This is a genomic window from Escherichia sp. MR (assembly GCF_005280595.1).
Lineage (GTDB): Bacteria > Pseudomonadota > Gammaproteobacteria > Enterobacterales > Enterobacteriaceae > Escherichia > Escherichia ruysiae.
Window position 1 is genome coordinate 93321 of the sequence record NZ_SZVK01000005.1, and the last position, 25319, is coordinate 118639.

The window sequence follows — 25319 nt, forward strand, 5'->3', positions numbered from 1 at the left end:
GTAATCCGCAGTGCGGTTAATTGAAATGGAAAAAGTATGAAGAACTGGAAAACGCTGCTTCTCGGTATCGCCATGATCGCGAATACCAGTTTCGCTGCCCCCCAGGTAGTCGATAAAGTCGCAGCCGTCGTCAATAACGGCGTCGTGCTGGAAAGCGACGTTGATGGATTAATGCAGTCGGTAAAAATGAATGCCGCCCAGGCAAGGCAGCAACTTCCTGATGACGCGACGCTGCGCCACCAAATCATGGAGCGTTTGATCATGGATCAAATCCTCTTGCAGATGGGGCAGAAAATGGGAGTGAAAATCTCCGATGAGCAGCTCGATCAGGCGATTGCCAATATTGCCAAACAGAACAATATGACGCTGGATCAGATGCGCAGCCGTCTGGCCTACGATGGTCTGAACTACAACACCTATCGTAACCAGATCCGCAAAGAGATGATTATCTCTGAAGTGCGTAACAACGAAGTGCGTCGTCGCATCACCATCCTGCCGCAGGAAGTTGAAGCTCTGGCGCAACAAGTCGGTAATCAAAACGATGCCAGCACTGAGCTGAACTTAAGCCACATCCTGATCCCGCTGCCGGAAAACCCGTCTTCTGAGCAGGTAAACGAAGCGGAAACACAGGCGCGTGCCATTGTCGATCAGGCGCGTAATGGCGCTGATTTCGGTAAACTGGCGATCGCTCACTCTGCCGATCAGCAGGCGCTGAACGGCGGCCAGATGGGCTGGGGTCGCATTCAGGAACTGCCGGGAATTTTCGCCCAGGCATTAAGCACCGCGAAGAAAGGCGATATTGTTGGTCCGATTCGTTCTGGCGTTGGCTTCCATATCCTGAAAGTTAACGATCTGCGCGGCGAAAGCAAAAATATTTCGGTAACCGAAGTTCATGCTCGCCATATTCTGCTGAAACCGTCGCCGATCATGACTGACGAACAGGCTCGCGTAAAACTGGAGCAAATTGCAGCGGACATCAAGAGTGGTAAAACCACGTTTGCCGCTGCGGCGAAAGAGTTCTCTCAAGATCCAGGCTCTGCCAACCAGGGCGGCGATCTCGGCTGGGCTACGCCAGATATTTTCGATCCGGCCTTCCGTGACGCGTTGACCCGCCTGAACAAAGGTCAAATGAGCGCACCGGTTCACTCTTCATTCGGCTGGCATTTAATCGAACTGCTGGATACCCGTAATGTCGATAAAACCGACGCTGCGCAGAAAGATCGTGCTTATCGTATGCTGATGAACCGTAAGTTCTCGGAAGAAGCAGCAAGCTGGATGCAGGAACAACGCGCCAGCGCCTACGTTAAAATCCTGAGCAACTAATGGTTAAAACCCAACGTGTTGTGATCACTCCCGGCGAGCCAGCCGGGATTGGCCCGGACTTAGTTGTCCAGCTTGCACAGCGTGAGTGGCCGGTCAAACTGGTTGTTTGTGCCGATGCCACTCTCCTTACTGACCGGGCAGCGATGCTCGGTTTGCCGCTTACTCTCCGCCCTTACTCCCCAGACTCCCCTGCACAACCGCAAACTGCGGGCACATTAACGCTACTTCCTGTCGCGCTACGTGCACCTGTGACTGCGGGGCAATTAACGGTTGAAAATGGGCATTACGTGGTAGAGACGCTGGCGCGAGCGTGTGATGGCTGTCTGAACGGTGAATTTGCCGCGCTGATTACCGGCCCCGTGCATAAAGGCGTCATTAACGACGCTGGTATTCCGTTTACCGGTCATACCGAGTTTTTCGAAGAGCGTTCGCAGGCAAAAAAAGTCGTGATGATGCTGGCAACCGAAGAACTTCGCGTGGCGCTGGCAACGACGCATTTACCGCTGCGCGATATCGCTGACACCATCACCCCGCCCCTGCTGCATGAAGTGATTGCTATTTTGCATCACGATTTGCAAACCAAATTTGGTATTGCTGAGCCGCGCATTCTGGTCTGTGGCCTGAATCCGCACGCGGGCGAAGGCGGTCATATGGGCACGGAAGAGATAGACACCATCATTCCGGTGCTCGACGAGTTACGGGCGCAGGGTATGAAACTCAACGGGCCTTTGCCTGCCGATACCCTGTTTCAGCCTAAATATCTCGACAACGCCGACGCGGTGCTGGCGATGTACCACGATCAGGGTCTTCCCGTGCTAAAATACCAGGGCTTCGGGCGCGGTGTGAATATTACGCTGGGCCTGCCCTTTATTCGCACATCAGTGGACCACGGCACCGCGCTGGAACTGGCGGGACGTGGCAAAGCCGATGTCGGCAGTTTTATTACGGCGCTTAATCTCGCCATCAAAATGATTGTTAATACCCAATGAATAAACGAGTCCACCAGGGCCACTTAGCCCGTAAACGCTTCGGGCAAAACTTTCTCAACGATCAGTTCGTGATCGACAGCATTGTTTCTGCCATTAACCCGCAGAAGGGCCAGGCGATGGTCGAAATCGGCCCCGGTCTGGCAGCGTTGACCGAGCCAGTCGGCGAACGTCTGGATCAACTGACAGTCATCGAACTTGACCGCGATTTGGCGGCACGTCTGCAAACGCATCCATTCTTAGGCCCGAAACTGACGATTTATCAGCAGGATGCGATGACCTTTAACTTCGGTGAGCTGGCTGAGAAAATGGGTCAGCCGCTACGAGTTTTCGGTAACCTGCCGTATAACATCTCCACGCCGTTGATGTTCCATCTGTTTAGCTATACTGATGCCATTGCCGACATGCACTTTATGTTGCAAAAAGAGGTGGTGAATCGTCTGGTTGCAGGACCGAACAGCAAAGCGTATGGTCGATTAAGCGTCATGGCGCAATATTATTGCAACGTGATCCCGGTGCTGGAAGTACCGCCATCGGCCTTTACACCACCACCAAAAGTGGATTCCGCCGTCGTGCGCCTGGTTCCTCATGCAACGATGCCTTACCCGGTTAAAGATGTTCGCGTGTTAAGCCGTATCACCACCGAAGCCTTTAACCAGCGTCGTAAAACCATTCGTAACAGCCTCGGCAACCTGTTTAGCGTCGAGGTGTTAACGGGAATGGGCATCGACCCGGCGATGCGAGCGGAAAATATCTCTGTCGCGCAATATTGCCAGATGGCGAACTATCTGGCGGAGAACGCGTCTTTGCAGGAGAGTTAACGATGATCAATTCGCCCCGAGTGTGTATTCAGGTTCAAAGTGTTTACATTGAAGCACAATCTTCACCTGATAATGAACGTTACGTTTTTGCTTATACCGTAACCATACGCAACCTGGGGCGAGCGCCAGTGCAGTTGTTGGGGCGTTACTGGCTGATCACCAACGGCAATGGCCGTGAAACCGAAGTCCAGGGCGAAGGTGTGGTGGGCGTTCAGCCGCATATCGCCCCTGGCGAAGAGTACCAGTACACCAGCGGTGCGATAATCGAAACACCGATGGGCACCATGCAGGGTCACTACGAAATGATCGATGAAAATGGCGTTCCATTCAGCATCGACATTCCTGTATTTCGACTCTCCGTTCCAATACTCATTCATTAAAATAATATGGCGACATACCTTATTGGCGACGTTCATGGTTGTTACGATGAACTGATCGCTTTGCTGCATAAAATAGAATTTACCCCTGGGAAAGATACCCTCTGGCTGACGGGTGACCTGGTCGCTCGCGGGCCTGGTTCGCTTGATGTTCTGCGCTATGTAAAATCCTTAGGCGACAGCGTGCGTCTGGTGCTGGGTAATCACGATCTGCATCTGCTGGCGGTATTCGCCGGGATCAGCCGTAATAAACCGAAAGACCGCCTGACACCGCTGCTGGAAGCGCCCGACGCTGATGAGCTGCTTAACTGGCTGCGTCGCCAACCTCTGCTGCAAATCGACGAAGAGAAAAAGCTGGTGATGGCTCACGCGGGGATCACGCCGCAGTGGGACTTAGAGACTGCTAAAGAGTGTGCTCACGACGTAGAAGCAGTATTGTCGAGTGACTCCTATCCTTTCTTCCTCGACGCCATGTACGGCGACATGCCAAACAACTGGACGCCAGAGTTACGCGGACTGGCACGACTGCGTTTTATCACCAACGCTTTTACCCGTATGCGTTTTTGCTTCCCGAACGGTCAACTGGATATGTACAGCAAAGAGTCGCCAGAAGACGCGCCAGCACCATTGAAACCGTGGTTTACCATTCCAGGGCCAGTTAGCGAAGAATACAATATTGTGTTTGGTCACTGGGCATCGCTGGAAGGAAAAGGTACGCCGGAAGGTATTTACGCGCTGGATACCGGATGCTGCTGGGGTGGGACATTAACCTGCCTGCGCTGGGAAGATAAGCAGTATTTCGTCCAGCCATCGAACCGGCATAAGGATATGGGCGAAGCGGCGGCGTCTTAAACACAGCCTGATACAGGAAGGCCGGATAAGACGCGACCGGCGTCGCATCCGGCACTAGCCGTAAATTCTATACAAACTTACCGCCGTTCCAGAATCTCAAAACAATAGCTATGAGAGTTCTGCGCATCGGCGTCGTGGAATTCGCTGAACACCGATTCCCAGTCATCCGGCTCATAGTCCGGGAAATGGGTGTCGCCTTCCACTTCCGCGTCGATATGCGTCAGATACAGTTTTTGCGCTTTGGGCAGGAACTGCTCATAAACGCGACCGCCGCCAATCACCATAATCTCCGGTACGTCACCACACGCCGCGATGGCTTCATCCACCGATTTCACCCACGTTACGCGATCGTCCGTACCCGGCTGGCTGCTGATGATAATATTCTTGCGTCCTGGCAGCGGGCGGCCGATGGATTCCCAGGTATGGCGCCCCATAATCACGGGTTTATTTAAGGTGTTACGTTTAAACCAGGCGAGATCGGCAGGCAGGTTCCACGGCATGGCGTTTTCCATGCCGATAACGCGATCTACCGCTAACGCCGCAATCAGACTGATCATTGAGATTTCCCGATAAAAAAAATTGTCGCCACTATACGTAAAGCGTAAACCGTCGTCGACTGGTGTGAGGATGATGTTGAGGAAAATTTTATATTCTGCTGGCGAGTCCACGCTATGTCCGTGGACTCGCCTCATTACAGTTGCGCAAAAACAAACAGTTAGTTGTAAAGTGCGTGCTACACCACACTTTCTGATTACGATGGCTTAGTTTCTGGCTCATCCGCCATGTTGCCGGTATGTTTTCCTTCCTCGGTTCCCTGCCAGCCATGCCGTTGAATTAATGACAGATGTTCACGATCCTCGGTAATGATCTCGCTTAACATCGCGCTGGTGCGTTTATAGACCGCCGCGCGGGCTTTGGTGTCGTTCTCAACCATTGCCATCTCTTCCACCATCTCAATATTAAAGCGACGGAACACATCGGCACGTTCTCGCGCTTCATATGGCCCAAGACCTAAACTTTCCAGCGCCAGACGCCCGGTTTTCAGCGCACCTTCAAAGGTTTCACGCTCCGGCTTTTCAACGCCAGCCTGTCGCAAACGGATGTAGTGATCGACATCGCGGGCGCGGGCAATAATCTGCAAATGCGGAAAATGTTCTTTCACCATCTCCGTCAGTTGCAGATTGGTTTGCGGATCGTCGATGGCGTTAATCAGCACTTCCGCTTTCGCCGCTCCCGCAGATTCCAGTAAATCCATCCGCGTGGCATCACCGTAAAAGACTTTCATGCCGAATTTGCGCAACGTTTCGATATGGTCAGGATCGTGATCGAGCACCACCATTTTTACCCCACTGGAGAGCAGTAAACGTCCGGTGATCTGCCCAAAACGACCGAATCCGGCGATAATCACGCGCGGCTGTTCTTCATCGATCTCATCGGCTTCACGCGCTTCTTCAGTAGAAGATTGCTCAAGGCGATTGAGGATCACCAGCAGAATCGGCGTTGCCGCCATCGACAGCGCCACCGCCAGGGTCAGCGATTTCGCCCACTCCGGCTCCAGCACATTCGCCATCTGCGCCGCGCCAAATACCACAAAGGCAAACTCACTGCCCTGCCCTAACAACACCGCAAACCAGCGACGCTGTTTATTTGGCACCTGCAACGGTCGGGCAATCAGCCACAGCATGGCGATTTTGATGATGAGGAAACCAAGCAGCAAAATGACAATGCGCAATGGGTTTTCAAGCAGCGTGCCAAAGTCTATCGACATGCCAACACCGATGAAAAACAGCCCCAGCAGCAAACCTTTAAATGGTTCGATATCGCTTTCCAGCGCATGACGGTATTCCGAGCTTGCCAGCAGTACGCCCGCCAGAAACGCGCCCATCGCCATCGACAAGCCAACCTCTTCCAGCAGCAAACCAAAGCCAAACACGAGGAATAACGCCACGGCACTAAACACTTCCCGCAAGCCAGAGCGGGCAACAAAACGCAGCGCCGGACGCGTGACATAGCGCCCAAGCAGTACCACCAGCACCAGCGCGCCCGCCACTTTTAACACCGAGAGAGCAAATGCGCCCATCGTCGTCGAGGCACTGCTCGCCGCCAGTAGTGGGATCATCGCTACCAGAGGGATCGCGGCGATATCCTGGAACAGCAGCACCGCAAAGGCACTGCGGCCCATTTGCGTCACCATAAGATTACGTTCATTCATCGCCTGCATAGCAATCGCCGTAGAGGAGAGCGCCAGCGTCATGCCGATCAATTCCGCTACCTGCCAGCGCAGCCCAAGTAACATACAGAACAGCCCCAGCAGGCCGCCACAAATCACCATCTGCAATGCGCCACCGCCGAACACTGCCGCACGCAGCTTCCACAGCCTTTGTGGATCGAGTTCGAGGCCGATAATAAACAGCATCAGCACCACGCCGATTTCAGCAAAGTGCAGGATAGATTCGGCATCGGTCACCAGTCGCAGCCCCCACGGGCCAATAATGCAGCCCGCGATCAGGTAGCCAAGTACCGATCCCAGACCGAGGCGTACCGCAATGGGTACAATCAGCGCCGCCGAACCGAGATAAATCAGCGCCTGAATCAGCGTATGGCTATCCATGATGTGCCTCCTGCCATTCCAGCAGACGTTGCTTATAATGACGCGCCTGCCCTTCGAGGGTTTCGTCGTCACAAATAAAGGTGCAGTGCATGGCAAACGGCGGCAGCCAGTTCAGCCCGCAGTAGATTGCCGTCGCCTGTAGCGGCTGCGACAGCACATCAAAGCCCGGATGCGCACCTATTTCAAAATGGCTTTCCCCGCCGCCGGTCGTCACCGCCCACAGCAAGTGTTTGCCATGCAGCGCCGTACCGCCGTGACCGTAAGCCCAGCCGTGCGAGAGGACTTTATCGATCCAAAGTTTAAGGAGCGGTGGAATGCTGTACCACTGCATCGGGTGCTGCCAGACGATCAGATCGGCGCGAGACAGCGCCTCCTGCTCGGCGGCAATATCGATATTGAAGTCAGGATAGAGTTGATAAAGAGAGCGAATTTCGACGCCTTCCAGCGTCCTTGCCTGTTCAAGCATCCGTTTATTCGCATGGGAATGATGCGGATACGGATGCGCATAAATTATGAGGATCATAGTTATTAGCCCGCGTGTTTACGCCTTTATTTTCCCACAAAGTGTAGTCACATATTCACGCGGCTTATAGTCAATAATATTGATTCAGAAAAGAGAGAAATCTGAATAAATTACCCCGCTCGCTGCCTGCGGATCGTCATATTGCTGGTCTGCGCCAGTGACATCCCACGTGTTTCCGGGGCAAACGCTACGGAAATCAACAAGCCAAACAGCGAGATCCCCGCCCCCATTAGCATCGTGTTACTGATACCGTAATTATTGATAAAGATCGGCAGTGCCCAGGTCGAAACAATGGTGCCAATACGGCTTAAGGACATAATCACGCCCACGGCAGAGGCGCGGATATCCGTCGGGAAAAGTTCATTAGGATAAAGCCACTGCAAATTACCTGGCCCGCCAGAGAAAAAGGCATACACCGCAAAGGCCATTACCACCAGCCAGATCCCCATATCCGGGATCAGCCCCAAAACCGCCAGCGCCAGCGTCATCATGGCAAAGCTGCCAATCAACAATGGACGCCGTCCGGCAGTGTTTAGCCACAGCATCGGCGGAATACAGCCGAGCATAAAGAACAGGCTAATCACCACGTTCCCCAGTGCCGCGTTTTTGCCAACACCCAATCCCAACAAACCAACGATTTGCGGACCAAAGGTGTAAATGGCGAACATTGGGATCACCTGGCAAGTCCAGATGGCGGCAACAAACAGGACAAACGGAAAATGGCGGCGGTTAAACAGATCGCGAAAACGGGTTTGCTGCGGCTGCTCTTCATCGAAAGCCACCGGTTCGCCAAACAGTTTGATCATCATCTCTTCGCACTCTTTCACTCGCCCTTTGCGTAACAACCAGCGGGGAGATTCAGGCAGTTCGAATCGACCAATCAAAATCAACAAACAGGGGATCGCCGCGCTGCCCAAAATCCAGCGCCAGCCACCTTCCACATCATAAAGCCAGTAGCCGACCAGATCGGCACAGGTTGCGCCGACATACCACATGGCAGCAATAAAGCTGATGGAAAACGCACGCTGACGGGTGCTGGAGAACTCGGTGATCATCGAGGTGGCGATGGGATAATCCGCGCCGATGACAATGCCGATGAGTACCCGCATCACCAGCAGTTCGACGGGGGATGAGACAAACATCGTCGCCACCGATATCACGCCAATGGCGATAATATCAATGAGGAACATTTTGCGCCGTCCGACTTTATCGGAGATATAGCCAAACAGCGATGTGCCGACGAACAGCCCGGCGAGCGTTCCCGCGCCCAGCAAGCCAATCCAGTCTGCATCCAGTTTCAGTGCCGGGGTCAGTTGCTCCAGCGCCACGCCAATCATTACCAGTACATAACCATCCAGAAACGGACCACCGCTTCCCCACAGCAAAATGCGGCGGTGAATAGAGGAGAATTTAAGATCGTCAAAGTTTCTGGACGGTTGCATGGATTATTCCTGTTTTTTTGCAATGAGAGTCAGTACGGCGTTACGTATCAAACCAACATCAGCCGTAACGGAACTCCACACCAAAGGTGCCGCGCGGGTATTCCCACTGTTCCAGCGCCGACCCCAGCCCCAGAATGCGACAGGTGCCGCACTCCAGACATCCGGCGTAATCGAAGCGCACACTGCCGTCATCCTGCTTCTTGTACAGACCTGCGGGGCACGCTTTCACCAGCAGCTCCAGCGCCTGTTTATCGGCATCGGCCTTCACAACAATGTGCGGATGCTCTTCATCGACATTGAATTTATTGACGCCCAGTTTGACGTCCACATTGACGGGAGAAGTCATAAAACGGTCACTCCTTTCATGCCATCCTTGATTAGATTGATGAAGCCCACTTTCTTACCGTGGCGGAGGATTTTCTTGCGCATCAGTTCCGGCGCGCTGCCGTCAATGGTGAACAGGTCACGCGCCACGCCCACCGCCAGTTCCGGGTAGCCGCTAAACATGCGTGGGTTATCAAGGAACGCCGGTAGTTTTTGGTACATGCGCATATCGCGCAGCGGGCCACTCTCAAGATGCTGACGATATTCCGCCAGTTTTTGCTTACCGAAATCGTCGCTTTTCATCGCTGAAAGCACGGTTTTTGCTGCTGCTTCCCCGGCGGCAATCGCCAGATCCATACCGCGAATGGTAAAACCGAGGTTCATACACATTCCGGCGGCATCACCCGCAATCAATACGCCGTCACCAACCAACTCCGGCAGCATGTTGATGCCTGCTTCCGGCACTACGTGAGCGGAATATTCCACCAGCTTGCCGCCTGCAATCAGCGGTGCAACTGCCGGATGCTGTTTGAAATCTTCCAGCATTTGCGGCACCGATTTTTTCGCGTCATGCAGATGATGCAGACCACAAACCAGCCCCAGCGACAGGGTGTTTTCATTGGTATAAAGAAAACCGCCGCCCATCAGGCCATCGGTGGGGGAACCCGCAAACAGGCAAGCCGCCCCCTGATTACCCTGCAACTGAAAACGGTCTTCAATAACCGACTTCGGTAACTCGATCAGTTCCTTCACGCCAACCGCCACATCCGTCGGTTTGACGCGTTTTGCCATCCCCAGCTTTTCGGCAAGGATGGAGTTCACCCCGTCGGCAAGGATCGCCGTTTTCGCTTCAATTACATCGTCATCGGCTTCTACACCGACGACTTTGCCATCGCGCTGTACGAGGTTATCGACACGAATCCCGGTAATTAACTGCGCGCCCGCTTCTTCGGCCTGCTCCATTAACCAGGCATCAAATTTACTGCGCAAAACAGAGTAAGAACGCTGGGATGGCGAGGTTTCGTCACCGTTGCAGTAGTCCATAGTCATCGCTGACTTTTCCGTCATAAACGCGAGTTTTTCATGGGTAATCAGGCGTTCTACGGGGGCGGATTCGGCGAAACCTGGAATAATGTGTTCCAGACTGTGGGCATAGAGACGCCCGCCGGTGACGTTCTTGGCACCTGCGGAATTGCCACGCTCGATAACTAACACTTGCGCCCCTTCGCGGGCGAGCACCAGTGCGGCAACCGAACCGGCAAGCCCTGCACCGACGATGATGGCGTCAAAGATATCTTCGGACATAAGAGCTCCCTGTCAGCGGCAGGGCCGAAATGCAGCCCTGCCAGAGTGGATCAACGCGCTAAAGCTGCGGTCAGCGCCGGAAGGATCTTCACGGCGTCGCCAACAATGCCGTAATCCGCGTACTGGAAGATCGGCGCATTTTTATCTTTATTGATGGCGAAAATGGTTTGCGACGCGTTAGCGCCAACCATGTGCTGGATCTGCCCGGAGATCCCCACAGCCAGGTACAGTTCAGGTTTCAGCATCAGGTTGGAGATACCGACATAGCGTTCGTGCTCCATCCATTTTTCGTTTTCTGCCACCGGACGAGAACAGGCCAACTCCGCACCTATCGCCCTGCAAAGCTGTTCTGCCAGCGCAATGTTCTCTTTGCTGCCAATACCGCGACCGACGCTGACCACCAGGCGGGCTTTGTCGAGATCGACGCTGTTGCTCTGGCGCGCCTGGGTTGCCGTGCGGGTAATCGCCACAGCCGGAGCCTGCCACTCCACGGTGTGCGTTTCGCCAGTACGTGACGCGTCTGGCTGAGCCGCATCGAACGTGCCGCTGCTGATGGTCAGTACCGCATACGGCGTGACAATGCGTTCTTCGCCAATCGCCAGACCACCGTAAACCATGTGTTTCACTGTCGCTTTACCGTCCTGTACGCTGACGGTGCTAGCATCGTTAGACACCGCCGCTTTGAGGCGATAACCCAGTTTCGCCGCCAGTAACTTGCCGCGACGGGTGTTCGGCAGCAGCACCAGGCCGTCTGCGCCGTGCTGGCGAATAGTGTCAGCCATGACACCGGCGTAATCTTCAATCATCCGATCGTCCGGTTTGCCGCTTAATTTCCAGACATGATTAGCGCCAAGCTGGATTGCCTGTGCGCCGTCGGCATCATTGAGGACAAAGGTGTTGATTTGATTAGCTAAAGCCTGCGCACCGTTCATCAGTTCCGGCAGACGAGAAGGGGTATCGCTGAATACCCAGACTTGAGAAAACGTGTTCATAGCATCCCCTGTAATTAAATGACTTTGCGAAGATTTTCAGCAAATGCGGCGATCTGTTCTTCGCCGTCGCCTTCAATCACGATGCGCTGACGCTCGCGCTGTTTCGGTGCGGCAACCTGTTGTTCTGACCAGGCTGCCTCTGCGTTAAAACCGATATCCGCCGCCGACCACACCTGAACTGGCTTTTTCGCCGCGCCGAGAATGGCTTTCATCGAAGGAATTTGTGGGGCGTTGATATCAGTGGAAACCGCAACGACCGCAGGCAGCGGAATGCTTAAGGTTTCTGTTTCATCTTCCAGTTCGCGTTCAACGGTGAGGGTATCTGCCGTCAGGGAGAGGATTTTGCCCACGCCATTAACTGCCGGAATATTGAGGATTTCGCCCACCAGCAAACCAACCTGCTGGGCATAAAGGTCGGAAGAACCATCGCCGCAGAGGATCAGATCAAAGCCTGCTTTCTGGGCAGCCGCAGCCAGTGCGGTCGCAGTTTGTTGCGGCAGTGCCTGCTCGAACTGATCATCAATCACTACAATCAGTTCATCCGGGCCGCGCGACAACACATCTTTACGCCCTTTGGCGTTGGTCAGGGCTTTACCACCCACACTTAAGGCCGTCACCTGCACCTCTGCCGCCTGCTGTTTTAACTGGCAAGCCGCTTCAATAGCGTTGAGATCGTATTGGCTTATTTTGGCATCGGCTTTACTGAAGTCTAATGAACCATCAGCATTATTGATCGCAATATCCTGTTCATCAGGCACGCACTTATAGCAAGTAATAATCTTCATTGCATCTCCAGAAATCATGAAGGAAACGTCGTTCATATCGGTGGTGTTAATTACAGATATCACGCTATTTAATTTGGAAATAAAACTTTAATCACCAATATTGAAAATGTCACATGCAGATAAATCCAACTTTCAATATTGTTAAGTTCCTCACCAACATTGAAAACACGGCGTAGCAAAAAGAAATTTTCAATATTGTTTTATGGATCACCAATATTGAAAGTCAGATGCTATTTTTTTACGCACAACCAAACATAACTAATTGATTAATAAATAATATTAACATCAAAAGCTCTTGTTTTTACCCGATAGAAAAATGTGATTCAAATCACAGAATACAGCCAATTGAATACCCATTATGAGTTAGCCATTAACGCGTCCACGAGGTTAATAATAATTATATTAAATGTTAACAAAAATAAAACAAACGGGAACGCAAAATAAATATTCGTTTTCACAGTGGAATTAACTCATGAAAGATAAAAAGAGAAAAACGGGAATAGAACCGAAGGTATTCTTTCCGCCGTTAATAATCGTTGGCATACTTTGCTGGCTTACAGTCAGAGATCTTGATGCGGCGAATGTCGTTATTAATGCTGTATTCAGTTACGTCACCAATGTATGGGGATGGGCATTTGAATGGTATATGGTGGTGATGCTTTTCGGCTGGTTCTGGCTGGTGTTTGGCCCGTATGCCAAAAAGCGTTTAGGTAACGAACCGCCTGAATTTAGTACCGCCAGTTGGATCTTTATGATGTTCGCCTCCTGTATGTCTGCTGCCGTACTGTTCTGGGGCTCTATTGAGATCTACTACTACATCTCCACCCCGCCGTTTGGCTTAGAACCTAACTCAACCGGCGCGAAAGAGCTGGGGCTGGCTTACAGCTTGTTCCACTGGGGGCCTCTGCCGTGGGCCACTTACAGCTTCCTTTCAGTCGCCTTCGCTTACTTCTTCTTTGTCCGCAAAATGGAAGTGATTCGCCCCAGCTCCACCCTGGTGCCGCTGGTAGGTGAAAAACACGCCAAAGGGTTGTTCGGCACTATCGTCGACAACTTCTATCTCGTCGCCTTGATCTTCGCGATGGGCACCAGTCTCGGCCTTGCCACACCGCTGGTGACCGAGTGTATGCAGTGGTTGTTTGGCATTCCGCATACCCTGCAACTGGACGCCATCATCATTACCTGCTGGATTATCCTCAACGCCATTTGCGTCGCCTGCGGCCTGCAAAAAGGGGTACGTATCGCCAGTGATGTGCGTAGCTACCTGAGCTTCCTAATGCTGGGTTGGGTGTTTATCGTCAGTGGTGCCAGCTTCATCATGAACTACTTCACCGACTCGGTGGGGATGTTGCTGATGTATCTGCCGCGCATGTTGTTCTATACCGATCCTATCGCCAAAGGCGGCTTCCCGCAGGGCTGGACGGTTTTCTACTGGGCATGGTGGGTGATTTACGCTATCCAGATGAGTATCTTCCTGGCGCGTATTTCCCGTGGTCGTACCGTGCGTGAACTGTGCTTCGGCATGGTGCTGGGGCTGACAGCGTCAACGTGGATCCTGTGGACTGTACTCGGTAGTAACACTCTGCTGTTGATGGATAAAAACATCATCAACATTCCAAATCTGATCGAACAGTACGGTGTGGCGCGCGCCATCATCGAAACCTGGGCCGCTCTGCCGCTCAGCACAGCCACCATGTGGGGCTTCTTCATTCTTTGCTTTATTGCCACCGTTACGCTGGTTAACGCCTGCTCTTATACCCTGGCGATGTCCACCTGCCGCGAAGTACGCGACGGCGAAGAGCCGCCGCTGCTGGTGCGTATCGGCTGGTCAATTCTGGTTGGCATTATCGGCATTGTTCTGCTGGCGCTCGGCGGCCTGAAACCGATTCAAACCGCCATTATCGCCGGAGGATGCCCGCTGTTCTTCGTCAACATTATGGTGACGCTCTCCTTTATTAAAGACGCGAAACAGAACTGGAAAGATTAATTAATCCCCAAAAAAATCAAGAGGTTGAAAGATGGATTTTAATTTAAATGATGAGCAGGAACTGTTTGTCGCCGGTATCCGTGAACTGATGGCCAGTGAAAACTGGGAAGCCTATTTTGCCGAGTGCGACCGTGACAGCGTCTACCCGGAACGATTTGTTAAAGCACTGGCGGATATGGGTATCGATAGCCTGCTGATCCCCGAAGAACACGGTGGTCTGGACGCAGGATTCGTCACCCTCGCCACCGTGTGGATGGAACTGGGGCGTCTGGGGGCGCCAACCTACGTGCTGTACCAGTTGCCGGGTGGGTTTAACACCTTCCTGCGCGAAGGCACACAAGAGCAGATCGACAAGATTATGGCGTTCCGTGGCACGGGTAAGCAGATGTGGAACTCAGCGATTACCGAACCGGGCGCGGGCTCCGACGTGGGTAGCCTGAAAACGACTTATACCCGTAGAAATGGTAAGATTTATCTTAATGGTAGTAAGTGTTTTATTACCAGCAGCGCCTACACCCCGTACATCGTGGTGATGGCGCGCGACGGGGCTTCTCCGGACAAACCTGTCTACACCGAATGGTTTGTTGATATGAGCAAACCGGGCATCAAAGTGACCAAACTTGAGAAGCTCGGTCTGCGTATGGATAGCTGCTGTGAAATCACCTTTGACGATGTGGAACTGGACGAGAAAGACATGTTCGGTCGGGAAGGTAACGGCTTTAACCGCGTGAAAGAAGAGTTCGACCACGAACGTTTCCTGGTAGCCCTCACCAACTACGGTACGGCGATGTGCGCCTTTGAAGATGCGGCGCGCTACGCCAATCAGCGAGTGCAGTTTGGCGAGGCTATTGGTCGTTTCCAGTTGATTCAGGAAAAATTCGCCCACATGGCGATCAAATTAAACTCCATGAAAAACATGCTGTATGAAGCAGCGTGGAAAGCAGACAACGGCACCATCACCTCTGGCGATGCTGCGATGTGCAAATACTTCTGCGCCAATGCGGCATTTGAAGTGGTGGACAGCGCAATGCAGGTGCTGGGCGGCGTCGGGATTGCGGGTAACCACCGCATCAGCCGCTTCTGGCGTGACCTGCGTGTAGACCGCGTCTCCGGGGGATCTGACGAAATGCAGATCCTGACGCTGGGTCGTGCGGTGCTGAAGCAATACCGCTAAGTCCGTGCGCTGCCTGATGCGACGCTTGCCGCGTCTTATCAGGCCTACGGTTGGCCGGATAAGGCGTTTACGCCGCATCCGGCAGTCATGCGCTACATAAATTTTTCAGGAGCTAATATGGATCATCTACCCATGCCGAAATTCGGGCCGCTAGCCGGATTACGGGTTGTCTTCTCCGGTATCGAAATCGCCGGGCCATTCGCCGGGCAAATGTTCGCAGAATGGGGTGCGGAAGTTATCTGGATCGAGAACGTCGCCTGGGCCGACACCATTCGCGTTCAACCAAACTACCCGCAGCTTTCTCGTCGCAACCTGCACGCGCTGTCATTAAATATCTTCAAAGATGAAGGCCGCGAAGCGTTTCTGAAATTAATGGAAACCACCGATATCTTCATCGAAGCCAGTAAAGGCCCAGCCTTTGCCCGCCGTGGCATTACTGATGAAGTCCTGTGGCAGCACAACCCGAAACTGGTTATCGCTCACCTGTCCGGTTTTGGTCAGTACGGCACCGAGGAGTACACCAACCTTCCGGCCTATAACACCATCGCCCAGGCCTTCAGTGGTTACCTGATTCAGAACGGTGATGTTGACCAGCCAATGCCTGCCTTCCCGTATACCGCCGATTACTTCTCCGGCCTGACCGCCACCACGGCGGCGCTGGCGGCACTGCACAAAGTGCGCGAAACCGGTAAAGGCGAAAGTATCGACATCGCCATGTATGAAGTGATGCTGCGCATGGGTCAGTACTTCATGATGGATTACTTCAACGGTGGCGAAATGTGCCCGCGCATGACCAAAGGTAAAGATCCCTACTACGCCGGTTGCGGTCTGTACAAATGCGCCGACGGCTACATTGTGATGGAACTGGTGGGTATTACTCAGATCGCAGAGTGCTTTAAAGATATTGGTCTTGCGCATCTGCTTGGTACGCCGGAAATCCCGGAAGGCACTCAGCTTATCCACCGTATCGAATGCCCTTACGGCCCGCTGGTTGAAGAGAAACTCGATACCTGGCTGGCAGCACACACCATCGCAGAAGTTAAAGAACGCTTTGCCGAACTGAATATCGCCTGTGCCAAAGTACTGACCGTACCGGAACTGGAAAGCAATCCACAGTACGTTGCCCGCGAATCAATCACCCAGTGGCAAACGATGGATGGTCGCACCTGCAAAGGACCGAACATCATGCCGAAATTCAAAAATAACCCCGGCCAAATCTGGCGCGGAATGCCATCGCACGGCATGGACACGGCTGCCATTTTGAAAAATATCGGCTACAGCGAAAACGACATTCAGGAGTTGATCAGCAAAGGTCTGGCCAAAGTTGAGGATTAAACGCGTGGCGTAGGTCGGGTTACCCGACTAGCGCCCGCTCAATAACAAACGAACAAAATGGATAGAGGTGCAATGGATATCATTGGCGGACAACATCTACGTCAAATGTGGGACGATCTGGCGGACGTTTACGGTCATAAAACGGCGCTGATTTGTGAATCCAGCGGCGGAGTCGTTAACCGGTACAGTTATCTTGTGTTAAATCAGGAGATTAACCGCACGGCAAACCTGTTTTATACGCTGGGGATCCGCAAAGGCGACAAGGTCGCGCTGCATCTGGACAACTGCCCGGAATTTCTCTTTTGCTGGTTCGGGCTGGCAAAAATTGGCGCGATTATGGTGCCGATTAACGCCCGCCTGCTGCGCGAAGAAAGTGCGTGGATCCTGCAAAACAGCCAGGCGTGCCTGCTGGTGACCAGTGCGCAATTCTACTCCATGTATCAACAGATTCAGCAGGAAGATACCACGCAGCTACGGCACATTTGCCTGACCGATGTGGCGCTTCCCGCTGATGATGGCGTCAGTTCGTTTACTCAACTGAAAGAGCAACAACCTGCCACCTTGTGCTATGCGCCGCCGCTATCGACCGACGATACGGCGGAAATTCTCTTTACCTCCGGCACCACCTCCCGACCGAAAGGGGTGGTGATTACCCATTACAATCTGCGCTTCGCCGGATATTACTCCGCCTGGCAGTGCGCCCTGCGTGACGATGACGTCTACCTGACGGTAATGCCTGCATTTCATATCGATTGCCAGTGCACTGCGGCGATGGCGGCGTTTTCTGCCGGAGCCACCTTTGTGCTGGTCGAGAAATACAGCGCCCGCGCCTTCTGGGGACAGGTACAGAAGTACCATGTCACCGTTACCGAATGTATTCCGATGATGATTCGTACGTTGATGGTGCAGCCGCCTTCTGCGAACGACCGACAACACTGCCTGCGGGAAGTGATGTTTTATCTCAACCTGTCGGAGCAGGAAAAAGACGCTTTTTGTGAACGCTTCGGCGTTCGTTTGCTGACGTCTTATGGGATGACGGAAACCATCGTTGGCATTATCGGCGACCGTCCTGGCGATAAACGGCGCTGGCCGTCGATTGGCCGGGCGGGATTTTGCTACGAAGCGGAGATCCGCGACGATCACAATCGTCCGCTCCCGGCGGGAGAGATCGGCGAAATCTGCATTAAAGGCGAACCGGGGAAAACCATCTTCAAAGAGTACTTTCTCAACCCGCAAGCCACCGCCAAAGTCCTGGAAGCCGATGGCTGGCTTCATACTGGCGATACCGGATACCGCGACGAAGAGGGCTTTTTTTATTTCGTCGATCGTCGCTGCAACATGATCAAACGCGGTGGCGAGAATGTTTCCTGCGTGGAGCTGGAAAATATCATCGCCACCCATCCGAAAATTCAGGATATCGTGGTTGTTGGTATTAAAGATTCTATTCGCGATGAAGCTATCAAGGCCTTTGTGGTGCTGAATGAAGGTGAAACATTGAGCGAGGAAGAATTTTTCTGCTTCTGTGAACAAAATATGGCGAAATTTAAAGTGCCTTCTTATCTGGAGATCAGAAAAGATCTGCCGCGTAATTGCTCGGGGAAAATAATCAGAAAGAATCTGAAATAAACATAATGGCAGGGAATTATCCTGCCAGCTAATAATCACGCTCTAAAAAAAAATGCATTCTTTGCAGGGATGTTGTCGTCCCTGAAAAAATAAAAATGGAGAAAAGGAATGAGTGAATCATTACATCTGACCCGCAATGGATCAATTCTGGAAATTACCCTTGATCGTCCAAAAGCCAATGCTATTGATGCAAAAACCAGCTTTGAGATGGGCGAAGTATTTCTTAATTTCCGTGACGATCCGCAATTGCGCGTCGCTATTATTACCGGAGCCGGAGAGAAATTCTTTTCCGCCGGCTGGGATTTAAAAGCGGCAGCAGAAGGCGAAGCGCCGGATGCTGATTTCGGGCCAGGCGGATTTGCTGGGTTAACCGAAATTTTCAATCTCGATAAACCGGTTATCGCAGCCGTGAACGGCTACGCCTTTGGCGGCGGCTTTGAACTGGCGCTGGCGGCAGATTTTATTGTTTGTGCCGATAATGCCAGCTTCGCCCTGCCGGAAGCCAAACTGGGTATTGTCCCGGACAGCGGCGGCGTGCTGCGTCTGCCGAAGATCCTGCCACCTGCCATCGTCAATGAAATGGTGATGACCGGCAGACGAATGGACGCAGAAGAGGCGCTGCGTTGGGGGATAGTCAACCGCGTGGTTAGCCAGACCGAACTGATGGATAACGCCCGCGAACTGGCGCAGCAGCTGGTTAACAGCGCCCCGCTGGCGATTGCGGCACTGAAAGAGATCTATCGCACCACCAGCGAAATGCCGGTTGAAGAGGCATATCGCTATATTCGCAGCGGTGTGTTGAAAAACTATCCCTCAGTTCTGCATTCGGAAGATGCCATTGAGGGGCCGCTGGCGTTTGCTGAGAAGCGCGATCCGGTGTGGAAAGGGCGTTAATAACCGTGAGCTATTACGCCTTTGAGGGATTAATTCCGGTGGTTCACCCGACGGCGTTTGTCCATCCCAGTGCGGTATTGATTGGCGATGTAATTGTGGGAGCCGGTGTCTACATCGGTCCCCTCGCCTCGCTGCGTGGTGATTACGGACGACTGATTGTGCAAGCGGGAGCCAATATTCAGGATGGCTGCATTATGCATGGCTACAGCGATACTGACACCATTGTCGGGGAAAACGGTCATATCGGTCATGGCGCGATCCTGCATGGCTGTGTGATCGGTCGTGATGCATTGGTCGGGATGAACAGCGTGATTATGGATGGCGCGGTCATTGGTGAAGAGAGCATTGTTGCCGCCATGAGCTTTGTCAAAGCAGGCTTTCGCGGCGAGAAACGCCAGTTGTTGATGGGCACGCCAGCCCGTGCCGTGCGCAGCGTCAGCGATGACGAGTTGCACTGGAAGCAATTGAATACCAAAGAGTATCAGGATCTTGTCGGGCGCTGCCATGCAGCGTTACATGAAACGCAACCGTTGAGGCAAATGGAGGAAAATCGTCCCCGTTTGCAGGGGACGACGGATGTGACGCCAAAGCGGTAACATCATCGGATGCGGCGTAAACGCCTTATCCGACCAACCAGGAGCGCAACCGTAGGCCGGATAAGATGCGCCAGCATCGCATCCGGCAACCAGGCCGCACGGTATCAACGAAATTAAATTAACGACGCATACTCTTCGACAACATCATCTGCCACTTCTGCTCACGGTTAAGTTCTGTGAGCGGGACGGCAGGAATACGCGGCGTCTTTCTTACGCCGACTAATTTTTCCCGGCTGTTATTGCGCAGGCGCGCGTAAATTTGCTCATCAATATCGACCACTTTAACCAGTCGCTGGCACTGACATCCCCGCCCTTCCAGCTTATTAGGGATCATCTTAACTTCGCAGCTTATTTCTGCGACTTCCGACAGAATATAAGTTAGGGTATTAATCGCCTTGCTGTGTTCAATATCGAAATGAATAGAGATCTCTCTTGCTATCACCCAGCGATTTTCAGCCATCATCCATTCGGCGATTAACAAATAGAGTGGTTTTTCAACATATCCTTCACACATACGAACTCCAGTTTCACAAATTAAAAGTCTGGCTATGACTCGTTTTGAAGCAATCAAACAAGGCCATATTAAAATTGTGGATATATCGATAGTATGCAACTTCCCTGTCAATAAGTGTGAGCTAAATCCTGCTTACATCATCAAAAATAGAGTTTCCCGGAAAGATTATCCTTACTGGTAAAAAAAACGGTTCTCATCAGAGAACCGTATTAGTTATTCGATCAAATTGGCGGATAAAAAATATCTGCCATGACACGCTATTATTTGATCTGCGCGTGCATTTCCTGTACCGAAATAACTTTTTCGGTCGCATCGGCATTCAGTGCCATCGCAGTAGCAAAACCGCCGTTCAGGGTGGTGTCGTAATGTACTTTATATTGCAGCGCGCTGCGACGAATCACGCGGGAGTCTTCAATCGCGCGACGACCTGACGTGGTGTTGATGATGTAGGTATATTCGCCATTCTTGATACGATCCTGAATGTGCGGACGACCTTCATGCACCTTGTTCACCAGACGCGGATTAATACCCGCTTCCCCCAGCACAATCGCCGTGCCGTGGGTCGCATCCAGCTCGAAGCCCTGTTTCAGCAGTTTTGCCGCCAGATCAACCACGCGTTCTTTGTCGCCTTCACGCACGGAGAGCAGCGCACGACCGTGTTTCTTCATGGTGGAGTTACTACCCAGTTGCGCTTTAGCAAACGCTTCAGCGAAGGTGCGACCGACGCCCATCACTTCCCCGGTGGAGCGCATTTCTGGCCCTAACAGCGGGTCAACGCCGGGGAATTTGTTGAACGGCAGCACCACTTCTTTCACCGAGTAGTACGGCGGGATAACTTCTTTAGTTACGCCCTGCTCAGCCAGCGATTTGCCAGCCATCACGCGCGCCGCCACTTTTGCCAGCGGTACACCGGTGGCTTTGGAGACGAACGGAACGGTACGCGCCGCACGCGGGTTAACTTCAATCAGGTAAACTTCGTTGTTTTTCACTGCAAACTGCACGTTCATCAGACCGCGCACCTGCAATTCGAAGGCCAGTTTCTGCACCTGCTGGCGCATCACATCCTGAATTTCCTGGCTCAGTGTGTACGCAGGCAGAGAACACGCGGAGTCGCCGGAGTGCACACCTGCCTGCTCGATGTGCTCCATGATGCCGCCAATCAGCACCATTTCGCCGTCGCAGATGGCGTCCACATCAACTTCTACCGCGTCATCAAGGAAATGATCCAGCAGCACCGGCGCATCGTTAGAGACACTCACCGCCGTCTGGAAGTAACGGCGCAGGTCGGCTTCATCGTAGACGATTTCCATCGCCCGACCGCCGAGAACGTAAGATGGGCGCACCACCAGCGGGTAGCCAATCTCTTTCGCCTTCTCAACCGCCATTTCAATAGCGGTAACGGTAGCGTTCGCCGGTTGTTTCAGTTTCAGACGGTCAACCGCGTGCTGGAAGCGTTCACGGTCTTCCGCGCGGTCGATAGCATCCGGGCTGGTGCCGATAACCGGTACGCCAGCGGCTTCCAGCGCACGTGCCAGTTTCAGCGGGGTCTGACCGCCGTACTGGACGATAACGCCTTTCGGCTTCTCAATACGCACGATTTCCAGCACATCTTCCAGGGTTACCGGCTCAAAGTAGAGACGGTCGGACGTGTCGTAGTCGGTAGAGACAGTTTCCGGGTTACAGTTAACCATAATGGTTTCGTAACCGTCTTCGCGCAGCGCCAGCGAGGCGTGTACGCAGCAGTAGTCGAATTCGATCCCCTGACCGATACGGTTCGGGCCGCCGCCGAGCACCATGATTTTTTCACGATCAGTAGACGGATTCGCTTCGCACTCTTCTTCATAAGTGGAGTACATGTAAGCGGTGTCGGTAGCAAACTCTGCCGCACAGGTATCCACACGTTTGTAGACCGGATGCAAATCATACTGGTCGCGCAGCTTGCGGATTTCCGCTTCACGCACGCCCGCCAGTTTTGCCAGACGCGCATCAGCAAAGCCTTTGCGTTTTAGCTGGCGCAGGAAGTCAGCGTTCAGGCCAGTGATGCCCACTTCTGCCACTTTCTCTTCCAGACGCACCAGCTCTTCAATTTGCACCAGGAACCAGCGATCAATGTTGGTCAGGTTGAAAACGCCGTCTACAGACAAGCCCGCACGGAAGGCATCGGCGATGTACCAGATACGCTCTGCGCCAGCATCTTTCAGTTCGCGGCGGATTTTGGTCAGGGCTTCCGGGTCGTCGAGGCTCACTTTCGGGTCGAAGCCGGTCGCACCCACTTCCAGGCCGCGCAGGGCTTTTTGCAAGGACTCCTGCTGCGTGCGACCAATCGCCATCACTTCGCCAACCGATTTCATCTGAGTGGTCAGACGGTCGTTCGCACCGGCGAATTTCTCGAAGTTGAAGCGAGGAATTTTAGTGACCACGTAGTCGATGGACGGTTCGAAGGAGGCCGGAGTACGCCCGCCGGTGATGTCGTTCATCAGCTCGTCAAGGGTGTAACCCACCGCCAGTTTCGCCGCCACTTTGGCAATCGGGAAGCCGGTGGCTTTCGATGCCAGCGCCGAAGAACGCGACACACGCGGGTTCATTTCGATAACAATCAGGCGACCGTTTTTCGGGTTAACCGCAAACTGAACGTTGGAACCGCCGGTTTCAACGCCAATTTCACGCAGTACCGCCATCGAGGCGTTACGCATGATTTGATATTCTTTGTCGGTCAGCGTCTGGGCTGGCGCCACGGTGATGGAGTCACCGGTGTGGATGCCCATCGCATCGAAGTTTTCGATAGAGCAGACGATGATGCAGTTGTCGTTTTTATCACGCACCACTTCCATCTCGTACTCTTTCCAGCCGATCAGCGACTCATCAATCAGCAACTCTTTGGTCGGGGAGAGATCCAGACCACGGGCGCAAATTTCTTCAAACTCTTCGCGGTTATAGGCGATACCGCCACCACTACCGCCCATAGTAAAGCTAGGTCGAATGATGCACGGGAAGCCAACTTCAGCGGCAACCGCCAGCGCCTCTTCCATAGTATGTGCGATACCAGAACGCGCGGTTTCGAGGCCGATTTTCTTCATCGCCACGTCGAAACGGCGGCGGTCTTCTGCTTTATCAATCGCGTCGGCGGTAGCACCAATCATAGTCACACCGAACTCTTCCAGCACGCCCTGACGCTCAAGCTCAAGCGCACAGTTCAGCGCCGTCTGACCGCCCATCGTTGGCAGCACCGCATCCGGACGCTCTTTTTCAATAATCTTACGTACCACTTCCCAGTGAATCGGCTCGATGTAGGTCGCATCAGCCATTTCCGGGTCGGTCATGATGGTCGCCGGGTTGGAGTTCACCAGAATGACGCGGTAACCCTCTTCGCGAAGGGCTTTACATGCTTGCGCGCCAGAGTAGTCAAACTCACACGCCTGACCGATAACAATCGGGCCCGCACCCAGAATCAGGATACTTTTTATATCTGTACGTTTTGGCATGGCTCTTTTACTCCTGATTACTTAGCGGTTTTACGGTACTGCTCAATTAACTCGATAAAGTGGTCGAACAACGGCGCTGCGTCGTGTGGACCAGGGCTGGCTTCAGGGTGCCCCTGGAAGCTGAACGCCGGTTTATCGGTGCGATGAATCCCTTGTAACGTACCGTCGAACAGGGATTTATGTGTAACACGCAGGTTTGCAGGTAATGTTGCTTCGTCCACCGCAAAACCGTGGTTCTGGGCGGTGATCATCACCACGTTTTTCTCAATATCTTTCACCGGATGGTTGCCGCCGTGGTGACCAAATTTCATTTTGATGGTCTTCGCCCCACTTGCCAGCGCCAGCAGCTGATGACCGAGGCAGATACCAAATACCGGGATGTCGGTTTCGAGGAATTTCTGGATGGCGGTAATGGCGTAATCGCACGGTGCCGGATCGCCAGGGCCGTTGGAGAGGAAGATACCGTCCGGATTCATTTTCAACACGTCTTCCGCAGAGGTTTGTGCCGGAACGATGGTCAGGCGACAGCCTCTGTCCACCAGCATCCGCAAGATGTTGCGCTTGGCACCGAAATCATAAGCCACGACGTGGAACGGCAGCTCGTCTTCTTTTTTCGCTTCTGGCAGGCCGCCGGTCAGCCTCCAACTCCCTTGTGTCCAGCTATAGGCCTCTGCGGTAGTCACTTCTTTTGCCAGATCCATACCATTGAGGCCAGGGAACGCGCGGGCTTTTTCTAATGCCAGCGCCGCATCCGGGTTGTCGCCCGCGATGATGCAGCCGTTCTGTGCGCCTTTCTCGCGCAGTAAACGCGTCAGCTTACGGGTATCGATATCGGCAATCGCTACGATGTTATGGCGCTTCAGGTAAGAAGAGAGGTCTTCGGTATTACGGAAGTTGCTGGCAATCAGCGGCAGGTCGCGAATCACCAGACCTTGTGCATGTACCTGAGAAGATTCTTCATCAGCGTCATTAGTGCCGACATTGCCAATATGGGGATAAGTAAGAGTAACGATTTGACGAGAATAGGAAGGATCAGTGAGGATTTCTTGATAACCGGTCATTGAAGTATTGAAAACGACTTCCCCAACCGCCGAACCTGTTGCCCCTATGGCCCGACCGTGAAACTGGGTTCCGTCTTCCAGAACCAATAGCGCTGACTTAATCAAAACACCCTCCAGAGAATATTCACTCACTTTATTTGCATATTAATTCACAATGATGCGATGAATCAATGCAAATCTGCTTACCGACGAATTTCTGGCAAACGGCGGCATTCTGGAGATATGGGCGCTAAAAGTCAACTCAATAGCGGGATTTATTATATAATTTTATGCCTCACACCTGTTTTACAGGCACTAACCGACAAAAAC

The 25319-nt window shown here is 52.9% G+C and carries 22 protein-coding genes; 11 read left to right on the forward strand and 11 right to left on the reverse strand.

The genetic code is table 11. The features are described from left to right. Nucleotides 1-36: 36 nt before the first annotated feature. Genes surA through apaH form a run of 5 tightly spaced genes read left to right on the forward strand, consistent with a single transcriptional unit; the run spans nucleotide 37 to nucleotide 4359 of the window. Nucleotides 37-1323: a peptidylprolyl isomerase SurA gene (gene surA / locus FC814_RS03855; protein WP_000800488.1), complete on the forward strand. Its 1287-nt coding sequence runs from the start codon at nucleotides 37-39 to the stop codon at nucleotides 1321-1323. Next, nucleotides 1323-2312 carry a 4-hydroxythreonine-4-phosphate dehydrogenase PdxA gene (gene pdxA / locus FC814_RS03860; RefSeq protein ID WP_137325542.1) on the forward strand — a complete coding sequence of 330 codons (990 nt, stop codon included), beginning with the start codon at nucleotides 1323-1325 and terminating at the stop codon, nucleotides 2310-2312. Before surA ends, pdxA begins: the two co-directional genes overlap by 1 nt. Then, a complete protein-coding gene (rsmA, locus tag FC814_RS03865; RefSeq protein ID WP_001042779.1) occupies nucleotides 2309-3130 on the forward strand; it encodes a 16S rRNA (adenine(1518)-N(6)/adenine(1519)-N(6))-dimethyltransferase RsmA in 822 nt (273 codons plus the stop codon). Before pdxA ends, rsmA begins: the two co-directional genes overlap by 4 nt. A 2-nt stretch (nucleotides 3131-3132) precedes the next feature. Further along, nucleotides 3133-3510, forward strand: a complete 378-nt coding sequence (apaG, locus tag FC814_RS03870; RefSeq protein ID WP_000610899.1) for a Co2+/Mg2+ efflux protein ApaG — start codon at nucleotides 3133-3135, stop codon at nucleotides 3508-3510. Nucleotides 3511-3516: 6 nt separating this feature from the next. Continuing rightward, a complete protein-coding gene (gene apaH, locus FC814_RS03875) occupies nucleotides 3517-4359 on the forward strand; it encodes a bis(5'-nucleosyl)-tetraphosphatase (symmetrical) ApaH (RefSeq protein WP_000257166.1) in 843 nt (280 codons plus the stop codon). A 77-nt stretch (nucleotides 4360-4436) separates the two neighbouring features. Here the strand turns inward: apaH and folA are convergent, their stop codons facing one another. The 8 genes from folA to FC814_RS03915 all read right to left on the reverse strand — a co-directional run bounded on the left by folA (nucleotide 4437) and on the right by FC814_RS03915 (nucleotide 12341). Further along, complete coding sequence (gene folA, locus FC814_RS03880; RefSeq protein WP_024212612.1) at nucleotides 4437-4916, reverse strand: type 3 dihydrofolate reductase; 480 nt, start codon at nucleotides 4914-4916, stop codon at nucleotides 4437-4439. A gap of 194 nt (nucleotides 4917-5110) precedes the next feature. Next, a complete protein-coding gene (gene kefC / locus FC814_RS03885; RefSeq protein WP_137325543.1) occupies nucleotides 5111-6970 on the reverse strand; it encodes a glutathione-regulated potassium-efflux system protein KefC in 1860 nt (619 codons plus the stop codon). Next, the gene (gene kefF, locus FC814_RS03890; RefSeq protein ID WP_000600737.1) at nucleotides 6963-7493 is read right to left on the reverse strand and encodes a glutathione-regulated potassium-efflux system oxidoreductase KefF; all 531 of its coding nucleotides are present in this window, start codon (nucleotides 7491-7493) and stop codon (nucleotides 6963-6965) included. Before kefF ends, kefC begins: the two co-directional genes overlap by 8 nt. Before the next feature lie 110 nt (nucleotides 7494-7603). Next, on the reverse strand, nucleotides 7604-8935 hold the full coding sequence (locus FC814_RS03895) for an MFS transporter (RefSeq protein ID WP_137325544.1): 1332 nt from the start codon (nucleotides 8933-8935) through the stop codon (nucleotides 7604-7606). Between the two features lie 58 nt (nucleotides 8936-8993). Continuing rightward, nucleotides 8994-9281, reverse strand: coding sequence for a ferredoxin-like protein FixX (gene fixX, locus FC814_RS03900; RefSeq protein WP_000203741.1), 288 nt, complete (start codon nucleotides 9279-9281; stop codon nucleotides 8994-8996). Continuing rightward, a complete protein-coding gene (locus FC814_RS03905) occupies nucleotides 9278-10564 on the reverse strand; it encodes an FAD-dependent oxidoreductase (RefSeq protein ID WP_137325545.1) in 1287 nt (428 codons plus the stop codon). The genes fixX and FC814_RS03905 overlap by 4 nt, the downstream gene beginning before the upstream one ends. Before the next feature lie 50 nt (nucleotides 10565-10614). Further along, nucleotides 10615-11556 carry an electron transfer flavoprotein subunit alpha/FixB family protein gene (locus tag FC814_RS03910; protein WP_137325546.1) on the reverse strand — a complete coding sequence of 314 codons (942 nt, stop codon included), beginning with the start codon at nucleotides 11554-11556 and terminating at the stop codon, nucleotides 10615-10617. Nucleotides 11557-11570: 14 nt separating this feature from the next. Continuing rightward, a complete protein-coding gene (locus tag FC814_RS03915; RefSeq protein ID WP_137325547.1) occupies nucleotides 11571-12341 on the reverse strand; it encodes an electron transfer flavoprotein FixA in 771 nt (256 codons plus the stop codon). A gap of 472 nt (nucleotides 12342-12813) precedes the next feature. On the opposite strand from FC814_RS03915, the gene caiT reads away from it, so the two are divergent. From caiT to caiE, 6 genes are all read left to right on the forward strand, one after another. Next, the gene (caiT, locus tag FC814_RS03920) at nucleotides 12814-14328 is read left to right on the forward strand and encodes an L-carnitine/gamma-butyrobetaine antiporter (RefSeq protein ID WP_137325548.1); all 1515 of its coding nucleotides are present in this window, start codon (nucleotides 12814-12816) and stop codon (nucleotides 14326-14328) included. Between the two features lie 31 nt (nucleotides 14329-14359). After that, nucleotides 14360-15502 carry a crotonobetainyl-CoA dehydrogenase gene (gene caiA, locus FC814_RS03925; protein ID WP_137325549.1) on the forward strand — a complete coding sequence of 381 codons (1143 nt, stop codon included), beginning with the start codon at nucleotides 14360-14362 and terminating at the stop codon, nucleotides 15500-15502. Between the two features lie 117 nt (nucleotides 15503-15619). Further along, nucleotides 15620-16837 carry an L-carnitine CoA-transferase gene (gene caiB, locus FC814_RS03930; RefSeq protein ID WP_137325550.1) on the forward strand — a complete coding sequence of 406 codons (1218 nt, stop codon included), beginning with the start codon at nucleotides 15620-15622 and terminating at the stop codon, nucleotides 16835-16837. Between the two features lie 72 nt (nucleotides 16838-16909). Next, nucleotides 16910-18463, forward strand: a complete 1554-nt coding sequence (gene caiC, locus FC814_RS03935; RefSeq protein ID WP_137325558.1) for a crotonobetaine/carnitine-CoA ligase — start codon at nucleotides 16910-16912, stop codon at nucleotides 18461-18463. A gap of 108 nt (nucleotides 18464-18571) precedes the next feature. After that, entirely contained in the window at nucleotides 18572-19357 is a 786-nt protein-coding gene (caiD, locus tag FC814_RS03940) for a crotonobetainyl-CoA hydratase (protein WP_000004395.1), read from the forward strand. A 5-nt stretch (nucleotides 19358-19362) separates the two neighbouring features. After that, the gene (gene caiE / locus FC814_RS03945; protein WP_085460304.1) at nucleotides 19363-19953 is read left to right on the forward strand and encodes a carnitine operon protein CaiE; all 591 of its coding nucleotides are present in this window, start codon (nucleotides 19363-19365) and stop codon (nucleotides 19951-19953) included. A gap of 118 nt (nucleotides 19954-20071) precedes the next feature. Here caiE and caiF read toward each other — a convergent pair whose 3' ends face one another. From caiF to carA, 3 genes are all read right to left on the reverse strand, one after another. Further along, nucleotides 20072-20467, reverse strand: coding sequence for a carnitine metabolism transcriptional regulator CaiF (caiF, locus tag FC814_RS03950; RefSeq protein WP_000333116.1), 396 nt, complete (start codon nucleotides 20465-20467; stop codon nucleotides 20072-20074). A gap of 260 nt (nucleotides 20468-20727) precedes the next feature. After that, a complete protein-coding gene (carB, locus tag FC814_RS03955; protein WP_001126394.1) occupies nucleotides 20728-23949 on the reverse strand; it encodes a carbamoyl-phosphate synthase large subunit in 3222 nt (1073 codons plus the stop codon). Between the two features lie 17 nt (nucleotides 23950-23966). Next, a complete protein-coding gene (carA, locus tag FC814_RS03960) occupies nucleotides 23967-25115 on the reverse strand; it encodes a glutamine-hydrolyzing carbamoyl-phosphate synthase small subunit (RefSeq protein WP_085460302.1) in 1149 nt (382 codons plus the stop codon). Between the last annotated feature and the right edge of the window lie 204 nt (nucleotides 25116-25319).